Raw genomic sequence first — 13525 nt, forward strand, 5'->3', positions numbered from 1 at the left:
ACTACATAAACCTGTATGACTGGAGGAAGACGGATTTGGATAAAAAGCTAGTGCTCATAGATGGAAACAGCATTGCATACCGTGCGTTTTTTGCGCTTCCACTCTTGAATAATGATAAGGGGGTCCATACGAATTCCGTGTACGGATTCACCATGATGCTCAACCGCATTCTTGAAGAAGAAAAGCCAACGCACATACTTGTGGCATTCGATGCGGGTAAAACGACATTCAGGCATGCATCATTTAAAGAATATAAGGGGGGGCGCCAAAAAACGCCGCCCGAATTATCCGAGCAATTCCCTTTCATTCGGGAGCTGCTTGATTGTTTTCAAATAAAAAGGTATGAACTGGAGAACTACGAAGCCGATGATATTATCGGTACGCTGTCTTTACAAGCGGAAAAAGATGGTTTTGAAGTGAAGGTCATTTCCGGTGATAAGGATTTAACGCAATTATCCTCCCCTAGTACGACAGTGTCCATCACGAAAAAGGGGATTACTGAAATTGAGGAATACACTCCAAAGCATATACATGAAAAATACGGTCTATCCCCTTTGCAAATCATTGATTTAAAAGGGCTGATGGGAGATGCTTCCGACAATATCCCCGGTATTCCGGGTGTTGGTGAAAAGACTGCACTTAAATTATTGCATCAATTTGAAACGGTTGAAAACCTTCTGCAGTCGATTGATGAGGTAAGCGGACAAAAATTGAAAGAGAAAATTGAAGAACATAAAGACCTGGCCTTATTAAGCAAAGAGCTGGCTACGATAACGAGGGAAGCGCCGCTTGAAGTTTCCGTTAACGAGACCGAGTACACTGGCATGGATCAGGATCGAGTCATCTCATTCTATAAGGAGCTTGGTTTTTCGACTTTACTCGATAAATTGGATGTAACGGAAAGCGCACCGCTTGAACAGGAGAAGATAGAGGTGCACACTGCTGAAATGACAGAAGGAATGTTTGCAGATGAAAGTGCCTTGTATGTTGAAATTTTAGAAGATAATTATCATCGATCCGACATAATAGGGATCGCCATCAGTAATGAACAAGGTCATTTTTACTTCCATGGAGAGGATGCTCTGAGTTCCGATGCATTTAAATCCTGGGCGGAGGATGAAACAAAAAAGAAAACGGTTTTCGATGCGAAGCGTACGGTCGTGGCACTGCGTCATCGGGGAGTCGAAATAAAAGGCATCGATTTTGATGTGTTTTTGGCATCCTATATCCTTGATCCGGCAGAGTCAGTGGACGAAGTCGCAGAAATCACTAAAACCCAAGGTACTATCCGGCTTGAAACAGATGATGTTTTTTATGGAAAAGGTGCAAAACGCAAAATACCTGAGGAAGCGGAATTGAGGGAGCATATCGCCAGAAAATCGAAGGCGATCTTTTCTCTGAAAGAACCGATGATAGATAAGCTGCAAGAGTTCGAGCAGTATCACCTATTTACGGAACTGGAGCTGCCATTGTCGATCATCCTGGCAAATATGGAATGGCAGGGAATCAAGGTGGACATAGGCCGACTGAAAAACATGGGACAGGAATTAGCCATTCGCTTAAGAAATATCGAAGCGCGAATTTTCGAATTGGCTGGAGAGGCGTTCAATATCAATTCACCTAAACAGCTTGGGGCCATCCTGTTTGAAAAGTTGGAGCTTCCGGTCATGAAGAAAACCAAAACAGGTTATTCGACTTCAGCCGATGTATTGGAAAAACTGGAGAGCAAGCATGATATCGTTAAGGAAATACTGCTGTATCGCCAGCTTGGTAAGCTGCAATCCACTTACATTGAAGGATTGCTTAAAGTGGTCAATGGCAAAACGGACAAGGTGCACACCCGGTTCAACCAAGCATTGACCCAGACCGGCCGGTTGAGCTCTACAGATCCCAATCTCCAGAATATCCCGATCAGACTGGAAGAAGGAAGGAAAATCAGGCAGGCCTTCATTCCTTCCGAAAAGGATTGGATCATTTTTGCTGCCGACTACTCCCAAATCGAATTACGTGTCCTGGCGCATATCGCCAATGACAGCGGATTGGTGGAAGCATTCCAGGCCGGGATGGACATCCATACAAGGACAGCCATGGACGTATTCCATGTATCGGCAGATCAAGTCACCTCGAACATGAGGCGCCATGCAAAAGCGGTCAACTTCGGAATCGTTTATGGTATAAGTGATTACGGACTATCGCAAAGTCTTGGAATCACGAGAAAAGAAGCTGGAGAGTTCATCGAGAAGTATTTACGAAGCTTTCCAGGTGTTCAGGAATATATGGAAGAAAGCATACATGAGGCCCGTCAAAAAGGATATAGCACGACTCTGATGCAAAGAAGGCGATATATACCTGAGATAACAAGCAGGAATTTCAACATCAGGAGTTTTGCCGAACGGACAGCGATGAACACGCCGATTCAAGGCAGTGCCGCTGATATCATCAAGCTTGCCATGATCAACATGAATAAACGCCTGAAAAGGGAAGGGCTCAAAACGAGAATGCTTCTACAGGTTCATGATGAATTGATTTTTGAAACCCCTCCTGAGGAACTCGAAATCCTTAAAGTGATCGTTCCGGAGGAAATGGAAAATGCCATTGAATTGAACGTGCCCCTTAAAGTGGATTATGCTTTCGGGCCAACATGGTTTGATGCCAAATAATAAAAGATAGGTGATTGCAATGCCAGAACTTCCAGAAGTGGAAACAGTCAGAAGAACGTTAGAGCAGCTCGTACTCGGAAAAGAGATCAAGGAAGTGTCCGTTTTCTGGCCAAAGATCATTAAAGCGCCTGAGCCTGTCGAACAGTTTCAGGATGCCTTAAGGGGGCAGACGATTTCTGCAATAGGCCGTCGGGGCAAGTTCCTCATTTTCACCTTGGATGATTATTCGATGGTTTCGCATTTAAGAATGGAAGGGAAATACGGCGTTCATCCAAAAGAAGAGCCGTATGATAAGCATACCCATGTGATCTTCACTTTCACGGATGGCAGTGAACTTCGGTACAGGGATGTCCGGAAATTCGGAACGATGCATCTATTTGCCAAAGGGGAAGAATTTGAACAGTTGCCCCTGTTGCACTTAGGGCCTGAACCGTTATCCGAAGATTTTACTGTCGAGGGGCTTCGTGCGAAGTTGGCAAGAACCAACAGGAAAATCAAGCCCGTTCTCCTTGACCAAACCGTTGTCGTCGGGATTGGGAATATATATGTGGACGAGTCGTTATTCCGTTCCGGTATCCATCCGGAGAGAATGGCATCTTCACTCTCGTTGCAGGAAATCGAAACGTTGCATGCTGAAATCATTGCGACGTTAGGTGAAGCTGTGGAAAAAGGCGGAAGCACGATTCGTTCATACATTAATTCCCAAGGGCAAATCGGCATGTTTCAGTTGGAACTGAATGTTTATGGACGAAAAGGCGAGAACTGCAAAACATGCGGCACACCACTTGAAAAACTGGTTGTTGCAGGACGCGGCACACATATTTGCCCGTCATGCCAGCCGCTAAAATAGGTCATGTTTTTTCAAACACATCGGATGGGCTCCTTCCATATACTAGGGTAGCAACGAGTAGGGAAGGAGTAATATTCCGATGTGGCTACAAATTATTTTTCTCGCTTTTGCAGTTAGTATTGACGGATTTGGCGTCGGTTTGACATTCGGTATGCGGAAGATGAAAATCCCCTTAAGGTCAATAGCGGTCATCTCATTTTGTTCTGCATTGAGTTTAGGTATAGCGATGGTCATCGGACAATTCATCAGTCAGCTCATATCTATCGGGGCTGCTGAAAAAACAGGCGGCATCATCCTCATTTTTCTTGGTGCCTGGATGGTATACCAGTATTTTAAGCCTGAAAAGGATTTGAAAGATGATAGATATCATGAAAAGATCATCTTTAATTTTGAAATTAAATCACTTGGGGTAGTCATTAATATTTTACAAAAACCATTGAATGCCGATTTTGATAAATCAGGTACGATAACAGGTGTTGAAGCGCTTGTTCTGGGGTTTGCACTTTCGCTGGATGCGTTCGGGGCCGGAGTTGGAGCGGCTATGATCGGGATTTCACCGATCATCCTCGCGGGGTGCATCGCTGTTATGAGTTCGATTTTCATTTGGAGCGGAATTCAAAGCGGAAAATTGCTTTCAAATAATAAAGTTGTCCAGCATTTGACCTTTCTCCCAGGTGTATTATTGATCATAATCGGTTTATTCAAGTTATGATAAGGTTAAAAGGGGGGAGCTTATGGGACAAATCATCGGAATCACCGGAGGCATTGCCAGTGGGAAAAGCACCGTCAGCCTCTATTTACAGGAACTCGGATTCACGATTGTCGATGCAGATCTGGCTTCCCGTGCTGTCGTTGAGCCAGGTGAAGAAGCCTATCACCAAGTTGTGGAGGCATTTGGAGAAGAAATCTTATTGACGGATGGGAATATAGATCGCGTAAAGCTTGGGTCGATCATATTTAATGATCAAGAAAAGAGATTGCTGTTGAATGGCATCGTGCATCCTGCCGTCAGGAATTGGATGCGGGTGAAAACGGAAGCGGCACTATCATCAGGAGAAGAAACGGTGTTCATGGATATTCCGCTCCTATTCGAAAGCAAGCTGACATTCATGGTGGATAAGACCCTTTTGATCTATGTGGATGAGCAAGTACAATTGAAGCGATTAATGAATAGGAATGGTCTTTCGGAGACGGAGGCACTTGCCAGGATCAATTCGCAAATGCCCTTGGCCGATAAAAAGGCCTTAGCGGATGCCGTCATCGATAATAATGGTGACATTAATGAAACGAAGCGGCAAGTGAAGGCCATACTTAGCGAATGGTATGTCATATAATCATGATAAAAAGAAGAAACCGCCCGGTTTCTTCTTTTTATGTTGAAAAAATAAGAACAATCCGCATTTTTATTAGCACAATTCCTCTGAATTATGTTATACTAATTACATGTGAAAGGTAATAAGTATAACACTAATATTTCTGGAGGGTCCGAACAATGAATTCAAGAATAGCGATTAACGGATTTGGGAGAATTGGAAGAATGGTTTTCCGAAAAGCCATATTAGACGAGAGTTTGGACATTGTTGCCATAAATGCAAGCTATCCAGCTGAAACTTTAGCACACTTACTAAAATATGATACGATACATGGTAAATTCGACGGTATCATTATAGCTGAAGATGATTCACTAGTAGTGAATGGCCGCCGAGTAAAACTAATAAATAACCGCGATCCAAAGCTATTGCCTTGGAAAGAGATGAACATAGATATTGTAATTGAAGCCACTGGCAAATTCAATGATCGTTCTAAAGCGGCTCTTCATTTAGACGCAGGAGCAAAAAGAGTAATATTATCAGCCCCAGGTAAAAATGAAGACGTTACCATTGTAATGGGAGTGAATCAGGAGGTGCTGGAAATTGACAAGCATTTCGTCATATCCAATGCATCTTGTACAACGAACTGCCTTGGACCTGTTGCAAAAGTGCTTGATGAAAAATTCGGCATAAACAACGGTTTAATGACAACGATACATTCTTATACAAATGATCAAAATAATATCGATAACCCGCACAAAGACTTGAGACGTGCCCGTGCCGCTGCGGAAAGCATGATCCCTACGACTACAGGAGCTGCAAAAGCCATCTCACTAGTGTTGCCGCAATTAAAAGGCAAACTTCATGGAATGGCGATACGCGTACCGACACCAAACGTATCTTTAGTCGATCTTGTTGTGGATTTGAACCGTGATGTCACGATTGAAGAAGTGAACCAAGCCTTCATCGATGCTTCAGAAAATGAACTCAAAGGAATCATGGAATTCACGATGGAACCTTTAGTTTCCAGTGATTTCAAAACGAATCCACACTCTGCAATCATCGATGGATTGACAACGATGATGATCGGGGACAGGAAAGTGAAGGTCCTTGCTTGGTATGATAATGAGTGGGGTTACTCCAACCGTGTAGTGGACCTTGTAAAATTGGTTGGCTCCGAGTTGAAAAAAATGTCCGAAGTCGAATTATCAGTAAAATAAAATGAAAAACCCGAGCCTGCTAAAATTTTTAGCGGGCTATTTTTCATGCAGTGATCCATGAATTCCCGGCTGCTTTATGGCGCTGAATAAACCGAAGACGGAATTTGGTCCACATTGGAACCTTCGCTATATCCCCATTACATATAAAGTTTATCTTTCCAAAAATTAAATTTGGAGTTGCAAAAAAAATTCAAACCATATATACTATGAATCGTGAACTTCTTCAAAACGGTTTGCATGATGGCTACTTAAAGGGTTAGGACCTCTTTGGACTAACTTTCCCCCGTGGTAGTTATCAGAACTTATTTTTAAATCATGGTAAGGGGGAAGCTTAATATGGAAACAGCTTACACTATGGAAACAATGGGTAGACATGTCATTTCTGAACTTTGGGGTTGTGACTTTGAAAAACTGAACAATATCGATTTAATTGAAAAGATTTTTGTTGACGCTGCTTTGAAATCAGGTGCAGAGGTACGAGAAGTTGCCTTTCACAAATTTGCTCCACAAGGAGTCAGCGGGGTTGTCATCATTTCTGAATCACACTTAACGATTCACAGTTTTCCAGAACACGGCTATGCGAGCATTGATGTCTATACATGCGGTAACTTGGATCCGAATATTGCGGCAGATTATATTGCAGAAGCTTTGAATGCGCAAACACGTGAAAACATAGAATTACCACGTGGATTAGGTCCTGTACAAATGAAAAAAGCCAATATAAGTGCCCTATAAAAAAATGTATACACAGAGATGCCATGGGTGCATCTCTTTTTTAATGCAATGAATCGGCAGTCTGATTCACTTTATTGGAGAGGATTGCCTTGTAGCACAATGCCCTTGGCAACGGTGCTTCAACGGCAGAACAAAAAGTGCCTGCTGCCGGAAGTTACACTTTTTACTTGTACTGTCCGTTCCTTTTAATATAAGATTAAGAAAGAGAAGTAATTCCTTGGGGAACATTTAGATAGGGGAGTCCTACATAAAATACGGAGCTGATAATGATGAAATGCCCATCATGTCAATATAACGGAACAAGAGTGCTCGATTCCAGGCCAGTCGATGAAAGTAAATCGATTCGACGACGCCGTGAATGTGAGGCATGTGGTTTTCGATTCACGACATTTGAAAAGGTGGAGGAAACACCGCTTATTGTAGTGAAAAAGGGCGGGACACGTGAAGAGTTCAGTCGTGATAAAATCCTGCGTGGCTTAATCAGGGCTTGCGAAAAACGTCCGGTTCCCTTGAAAGAACTAGAGCAAATTACCAGTTATGTAGAAAAAGAACTACGCAACCAGGGCATATCGGAAGTGAAAAGCGACAGTGTCGGCGAAATGGTAATGGACAAGCTGGCAGAAGTCGATGAGGTTGCCTATGTAAGGTTCGCATCCGTCTATCGACAATTTAAAGATATCAATGTCTTTATTGATGAACTGAAAGATTTAATAAATAAAGAAAGAAAGTAGAGCTGAAGATTCACTTTGGCTCTTTTTTCACTACATCTTTTGAAAGGTTTGAATGGAGATGTCAATGCATTGGCAAGAATTGCTCCCAGCTGATTCATATTTGGTCTCATCTGCGGGGCTGCTTCATGATTATGATCGGAAAATACTTACCCGACTATATCAACCTCTTATTGGACCTATCTGCATTAGCCTATATATGACGTTATGGAGTGAGTTGGAGGAAAACAGGCTATGGTCGGAAACCTCCTCGCATTATCAATTAATGAATACCATCGGCCTTAAGTTGGGTGATATTTACGAAGCGCGCCTTTTACTTGAAGGAATCGGCCTGTTGAATGTATATAAGAAATCGAAAAATGAAACGAAGGAATTCATTTATGAGTTAAACCCGCCGCTTTCACCCCAGCAGTTTTTCACGGATGGAATGCTGAATATTTACTTATACAAAAAAATCGGTAAAGCTCAATTCAACCGGTTAAAGAGGTTCTTTTGTGATGACCATATCTTAACCGATCAATATGAAGGTGTGACTAAATCTTTTGCGGAAGTATTCTCATCAGATCATTTGGACTCTTTATATGTAACGGATGAAGCGAAAAACGAATGGAAACCGGTGCCTGAACAGCAATACATCGATCGTGCGGAAGGCGTTGAGCCATCGGGGTTTGATGACTTATTCGATTTTGACCTTTTATTTGCCGGGATGAAATCCTCGATCGTGCCGAAAAAGGCTTTTACTCCTAAAATAAAAAGTACGATTGCCAAACTCGCTTTTTTATATGGCATTGATCCGCTGGAAATGCAAAAACTAGTAATGGATGCCGTGTCATTGGATGATGAGATTGACGAGGAATTGCTTAGAAAGGCGGCAAGGGACTGGTACCAGATCGAACGGCAGGCCGATATGCCTTCCCTTGTCAATCGGGTGCAGCCAATTCGTGAACGGACACAAAAAGAAGAACCGAAAACAAAGGAACAAGAGTTAATCCGTCATTTGGAGACGATTTCCCCGAGGGAGCGGCTGATGCAATTGTCTGGCGGTGCAGAGCCGTCAAGCGGTGATTTGAAAGTGGTTGAGGGCGTGATGATCAATCAAAAGCTGAATCCGGGTGTCGTCAATGTCTTGATTGAATATGTCATGCTCAAAACGGATATGAAGTTCACGAAGGGTTATGTGGAAAAGCTGGCAGGCCATTGGGCACGGCTGAAGGTCTCAACAGTCGTCGAGGCGATGGAACTGGCCAAAAATGAACATAGGAAATATCAGGACTGGGCTCAAGGAAGCAGGAATGCTGCGAAGGGCAGCCGGAAAAAGGCGATACGGGAAGAAGTGGTTCCGGAGTGGCTTGAGAAAAAAGAAGAAGCACAGCAGGAGCAGAATGCGGATCAGCCTGAATTGGATGCCCAAAAACGCGAACTTCTGGAGAAATGGAAGCTGTGGAAAGCGGGAGGTGAAATGAACGATGGAAAAGATTAATAGGTCCCTTAATAAATTGGCCAATACAAATCAATTTCAACAGCGTTATGAAAAGCTGAAACAGGAGATTTTTGAAAACGAACAAGTGCGGTTATTCATGAATGCCAACAGCTCGGCGGTCACGAAGGAAATGATTGATAAAAACTTGGGGAAGCTTTATGAGTTCACTTCACAGAGCAATAAGTGTGATAAATGTCCGAGCTTGGATGGTTGCATCAATATGATGCAAGGGTATTATCCTAAATTGGTGGTGCAAGGAAAAGCCCTGAACCTGCATTATGAAGTCTGCCCGAGGAAATTGGCAGAGGATGAAAAGCGGAAACGGGAAAAGCTGATCCGCAGCCTGTATGTACCGAAGGATATTTTAAAGGCCAGCATTGAAGACTTTACCCAAACGGATAATGAAAACAAACGCTTGTCTGTCCTAAGTAAAGCGATGTCGTTCATTATGGAATATGAGCCGGGTAAAAGGCAAAAAGGCTTGTATATATATGGGAAATTCGGTGTTGGGAAAACGTACTTATTAGGTGCGATCGCCAATGAACTTGCAAAAAGGCAAATTTCCTCCCTTATAGTCTATGTACCTGACTATTTGAGGGAACTTAAGGGATCGATAGGTGATAATACAGTCAATGAAAAAATTGAAATGGTGAAAACGGCACCTATCCTCATGCTTGATGATATTGGAGCGGAATCCATGACGAGCTGGGGACGCGATGAGGTTTTTGGTCCGATTTTGCAATTTAGGATGCTGGAAAACCTGCCGACGTTTTTCACTTCGAATTTTGACTTGAATGGCCTGGAGAACCACCTGACCTTTTCACAGCGCGGTGAGAAAGAAGAAGTGAAGGCGGCCCGGGTACTGGAAAGAATTCAATATTTAGCTGAGCCGGTCAAGCTTGATGGCGTGAATCGGAGAAGATGAAGAAAAGTGGTCTCTTAATGGAGGTCACTTTTTTCTTCTTACAAGGCCCATCCTACTTCTAAACACGTCCCCATCCCCATATACATGAAAAAAGAAGCAAGGGGGAAGGGGGGATGTCGTAGTGCAAATTTTGTTTCAAAACGATTCAGAGGCATTGAAATTACTGAATTTCGTTTCTGTCCATCCACTGGGGGCAGAATTTCAAGCATATATTCGATTTATTCCGCAACAAGGCATGCATGTGGATATGACGGAATCTTCAGGTGATGAATGGCTAATTCTGCTTCGTGATGCATTCCATTCTTTTTTATTGGAAGAAAAGACGCTTCCTGTTCTGGAGCAAATTATAGTCGGTAAATTTTTTTATAGGGAACGGGAAGAAATTGAAGCCATCATTGAAATTGCATCATCCATCATCGAGGCGGAAAGAGCCAGGAATCAAGATGAAGCATTCAGTACGGAGAAACGATTGATTGAGGAAGGACTTCAAAGCATCTTGGCTGGAAAGGTATCTTTTTCATTCGATTCTTTTACGACCTTCCGTTTAAAATCGTTTCAGCATACTTTGGAAAAGTATGTCGTCAAGGCGATTGATGAATATAAGCTGGAACAGGACTATCAAAATTTCATTGCTACGCTCCGTGACTGCCTTCAAGGGCAGGAGTCGAAATTAAGAAAGCTTCACCTGGTCAACCGGGACGGTTTTCACTTCTATGATCAGAAATTCAGCAAACTCGACCGTCCAAAAATCAATAGTATGATCGACAGGAGGCTTCTTGCCAAAAGCTCACTTTTTCTCGATACGGTGATACTTGCCCCGCTTTTATCGATTGCTCCTGAAAACTTGTGCATATATACCGATGACAAGGAAGAGGGGCTCATCCAGACCATTTCAAGGATTTTCGAAGAACGGGCGACTATCTTGCCACTTTCGTCATTTTCTATGCAGTTGAATGAACTTTCGTGGAAAAAAGAAAATTAACCTTGATTTTCACCGTATAACAAATTATAATTTCCTACATACTATTAAAAAACTAAAAGTTATGATGAGGACAAGGGTATTCTAGTCGCCGATTATCAGAGAGGGAAGCCAACAGGCTGTAAGCTTCCTATTCGCATGGAACACTTACCACCTTTAAACTTCGGCTCGGAAAGCAGTCATACTGCGAATATGAGCTGACGGGAAGCTGCCGTTACCAAGTTACAAGTGCCATTTTGCCGTGAAAAGCAAGCTGGAACGAGGGTGGAACCGCGGGTTAATGATATTTATTACTAAGCTCGTCCCTGTTTTATACAGGGGCGGGCTTTTTTGTGTTGTAATGGAATCAAAAACCTGTAATTTGTTCGAACAAATAAGAAGGAGTGAAACTGAATGGCAGAACTACTGAAAATATCTTTTCCTGACGGAGCGGTCAAGGAGTTTGCTAAAGGCACAACAACTGAAGACATCGCTGCATCCATCAGTCCTGGTTTAAGGAAAAAATCCATTGCCGGAAAATTCAATGGTGAATTATATGATTTAAAACGTCCGATTGAACAAGATGGTACAATCGAAATCGTCACACAGGACGCAACGGATGCTCTTGAAGTATTGCGTCACAGTACAGCGCACTTGATGGCACAAGCGATCAAACGTTTGTACAAAAATGCTAAATTCGGAGTAGGGCCAGTCATTGAGGGCGGCTTTTACTATGATATGGATCTGGAGGAATCATTGACTCCTGAAGACCTTCCATTGATTGAAAAAGAAATGAAGAAAATCGTCAACGAAAACTTGGCAATCTCCCGCATCGAAGTGAGTCGTGATGAAGCGATTTCCCGTTTTAAAGAAATCGGCGACGAGTATAAATTGGAGTTGATCGATGCGATTCCTGCCGATCAGCAGGTAACACTTTATGAGCAAGGGGAATTCTTTGACCTATGTCGTGGAATTCATGTTCCATCAACTGGGAAAATCAAAGAATTCAAGCTATTGAGCATCGCTGGAGCATACTGGAGAGGCGATAGCAAAAACAAAATGCTTCAACGCATTTACGGTACGGCTTTCTATAAAAAAGAAGATTTAGCCGAACACCTGCGTTTCCTCGAAGAAGCCAAGGAACGTGACCATCGTAAAATCGGCAAAGAATTGAACTTGTTCATGAGCTCACAAAAAGTGGGGCAAGGGCTGCCGATGTGGTTGCCAAAAGGCGCGACAATTCGCCGTACAATCGAAAGATATATCGTGGACAAGGAAGAACGTTTAGGTTATGACCATGTCTACACACCTGTAATGGGAAGCGTGGACCTTTATAAAACATCCGGACACTGGGATCATTACCAGGACGGCATGTTCCCGGTCATGGAGATGGAAAACGAACAGCTTGTCCTGCGTCCGATGAACTGTCCGCATCACATGATGGTCTATAAAAACAGCATCCACAGCTACCGCGAACTGCCAATCCGGATTGCCGAGCTAGGCTTGATGCATCGCTATGAAATGTCAGGTGCCCTTTCAGGCCTTCAGCGTGTACGTGGGATGACATTGAATGATGCACACATTTTCGTTCGCCCCGACCAAATCAAAGAAGAGTTCAAGCGTGTTGTGAACCTAGTTCTGGAAGTATATAAAGATTTCGATATCAAGGATTATTCATTCCGTCTGTCTTATCGCGATCCTCAGGATACAGAAAAATACTTCGATGATGATGACATGTGGGAAAAAGCGCAAAGCATGTTAAAAGGCGCCATGGATGAGCTTGGTCTTGATTACTTTGAAGCGGAAGGTGAAGCGGCATTCTACGGTCCTAAGCTTGATGTTCAGGTGCGCACTGCCTTAGGGAAGGATGAAACGCTTTCCACTGTTCAGCTTGATTTCTTGCTTCCTGAACGTTTTGACCTTAATTATGTCGGTGAGGACGGCAAGCAGCACCGTCCGGTTGTTATCCACCGCGGTGTCGTTTCCACAATGGAACGTTTTGTCGCTTACTTGATTGAAGAATACAAGGGGGCATTCCCGACTTGGCTTGCACCTATCCAAGCACAAGTGATCCCGGTCTCACCTGAAGTGCACTTGGATTATGCGAAAGAAGTACAGGAAAAGCTTAAAGCGCAAGGCATTCGTGTCGACCTGGATACACGTGACGAGAAAATCGGTTACAAAATCCGTGAAGCGCAAATGCAAAAAATCCCGTATATGCTGGTTGTTGGAGACAATGAAGCCAAAGAAGGCAGCGTGAATGTACGTAAATACGGTGAACAAAAATCCGAAACGATCGCATTTGAAGATTTCGTTTCAGCGATTAAGGCGGAAGTGATCCGTTAATAGCAAAAAGAGGGGCACATATAGTTGTGTCCCTCTTTTTAATCATGGCATGATAAAATGAAACCATCATGTGAAAATATGTACAGCAATGAAAAGGAGGGGCAGCATGAAAAAGAAATTTACTTATCTATTCGGACCGACATTCCTTGTCATCATCATCTTTTTGTTATTGGATGATTATCGACAATATGCCATCGTCCCGGTCCTGTTTTTTTGGATAGCGCTATTTTCTTGGGACGCCATTGAGAAAAAGAAAAAGGCGAAAGAAGACTCTTAACATGTGATGGCTTCGGCCAGTATGGACTGCAACTAA

Annotated in this window: 12 protein-coding genes; all 12 read left to right on the forward strand. The window is 43.1% G+C overall.

Features of this window, described 5'->3' with window-relative positions:
• Positions 1–35: 35 nt before the first annotated feature.
• The 12 genes from polA (at position 36) to A6755_RS27005 (ending at position 13489) form a co-directional block, all read left to right on the forward strand.
• A complete protein-coding gene (gene polA / locus A6755_RS08845) occupies positions 36–2660 on the forward strand; it encodes a DNA polymerase I (RefSeq protein WP_063590460.1) in 2625 nt (874 codons plus the stop codon).
• Positions 2661–2679: 19 nt separating this feature from the next.
• Positions 2680–3510, forward strand: a complete 831-nt coding sequence (gene mutM / locus A6755_RS08850) for a DNA-formamidopyrimidine glycosylase (RefSeq protein WP_034309092.1) — start codon at positions 2680–2682, stop codon at positions 3508–3510.
• A gap of 79 nt (positions 3511–3589) precedes the next feature.
• Positions 3590–4222, forward strand: a complete 633-nt coding sequence (ytaF, locus tag A6755_RS08855) for a sporulation membrane protein YtaF (protein ID WP_034309090.1) — start codon at positions 3590–3592, stop codon at positions 4220–4222.
• 22 nt (positions 4223–4244) lie between these two features.
• Entirely contained in the window at positions 4245–4844 is a 600-nt protein-coding gene (gene coaE / locus A6755_RS08860; protein WP_063590461.1) for a dephospho-CoA kinase, read from the forward strand.
• 158 nt (positions 4845–5002) lie between these two features.
• A complete protein-coding gene (locus A6755_RS08865) occupies positions 5003–6040 on the forward strand; it encodes a glyceraldehyde-3-phosphate dehydrogenase (protein WP_034309085.1) in 1038 nt (345 codons plus the stop codon).
• Between the two features lie 354 nt (positions 6041–6394).
• Complete coding sequence (gene speD / locus A6755_RS08870) at positions 6395–6775, forward strand: adenosylmethionine decarboxylase (protein WP_034311443.1); 381 nt, start codon at positions 6395–6397, stop codon at positions 6773–6775.
• 269 nt (positions 6776–7044) lie between these two features.
• The gene (gene nrdR, locus A6755_RS08875) at positions 7045–7506 is read left to right on the forward strand and encodes a transcriptional regulator NrdR (protein WP_034309080.1); all 462 of its coding nucleotides are present in this window, start codon (positions 7045–7047) and stop codon (positions 7504–7506) included.
• A 64-nt stretch (positions 7507–7570) separates the two neighbouring features.
• Positions 7571–8983 (forward strand): replication initiation and membrane attachment family protein, encoded by a 1413-nt coding sequence (locus A6755_RS08880; RefSeq protein ID WP_309138933.1) that lies wholly within the window; start codon positions 7571–7573, stop codon positions 8981–8983.
• Entirely contained in the window at positions 8970–9908 is a 939-nt protein-coding gene (dnaI, locus tag A6755_RS08885) for a primosomal protein DnaI (protein ID WP_063590462.1), read from the forward strand. The genes A6755_RS08880 and dnaI overlap by 14 nt, the downstream gene beginning before the upstream one ends.
• A 121-nt stretch (positions 9909–10029) precedes the next feature.
• On the forward strand, positions 10030–10890 hold the full coding sequence (gene ytxC / locus A6755_RS08890; protein ID WP_054400048.1) for a sporulation protein YtxC: 861 nt from the start codon (positions 10030–10032) through the stop codon (positions 10888–10890).
• A gap of 390 nt (positions 10891–11280) precedes the next feature.
• Positions 11281–13212 carry a threonine--tRNA ligase gene (gene thrS, locus A6755_RS08895; protein WP_063590463.1) on the forward strand — a complete coding sequence of 644 codons (1932 nt, stop codon included), beginning with the start codon at positions 11281–11283 and terminating at the stop codon, positions 13210–13212.
• Between the two features lie 106 nt (positions 13213–13318).
• Positions 13319–13489, forward strand: a complete 171-nt coding sequence (locus A6755_RS27005) for a hypothetical protein (protein ID WP_161784856.1) — start codon at positions 13319–13321, stop codon at positions 13487–13489.
• Positions 13490–13525: the final 36 nt, after the last annotated feature.

The organism is Peribacillus frigoritolerans, from assembly GCF_001636405.1.
GTDB classification, from domain to species: domain Bacteria; phylum Bacillota; class Bacilli; order Bacillales; family DSM-1321; genus Peribacillus; species Peribacillus frigoritolerans.

What these genes read in the sequence shown, in the direction of transcription:
- speD (WP_034311443.1), top strand. Translation starts at nt 6,395, where the DNA reads ATGGAAACAATGGGTAGACATGTCATTTCTGAACTTTGGGGTTGTGAC.
- nrdR (WP_034309080.1), top strand. Translation starts at nt 7,045, where the DNA reads ATGAAATGCCCATCATGTCAATATAACGGAACAAGAGTGCTCGATTCC.
- ytaF (WP_034309090.1), top strand. Translation starts at nt 3,590, where the DNA reads ATGTGGCTACAAATTATTTTTCTCGCTTTTGCAGTTAGTATTGACGGA.
- A6755_RS27005 (WP_161784856.1), top strand. Translation starts at nt 13,319, where the DNA reads ATGAAAAAGAAATTTACTTATCTATTCGGACCGACATTCCTTGTCATC.
- A6755_RS08880 (WP_309138933.1), top strand. Translation starts at nt 7,571, where the DNA reads ATGCATTGGCAAGAATTGCTCCCAGCTGATTCATATTTGGTCTCATCT.
- A6755_RS08865 (WP_034309085.1), top strand. Translation starts at nt 5,003, where the DNA reads ATGAATTCAAGAATAGCGATTAACGGATTTGGGAGAATTGGAAGAATG.
- coaE (WP_063590461.1), top strand. Translation starts at nt 4,245, where the DNA reads ATGGGACAAATCATCGGAATCACCGGAGGCATTGCCAGTGGGAAAAGC.
- mutM (WP_034309092.1), top strand. Translation starts at nt 2,680, where the DNA reads ATGCCAGAACTTCCAGAAGTGGAAACAGTCAGAAGAACGTTAGAGCAG.
- dnaI (WP_063590462.1), top strand. Translation starts at nt 8,970, where the DNA reads ATGGAAAAGATTAATAGGTCCCTTAATAAATTGGCCAATACAAATCAA.
- thrS (WP_063590463.1), top strand. Translation starts at nt 11,281, where the DNA reads ATGGCAGAACTACTGAAAATATCTTTTCCTGACGGAGCGGTCAAGGAG.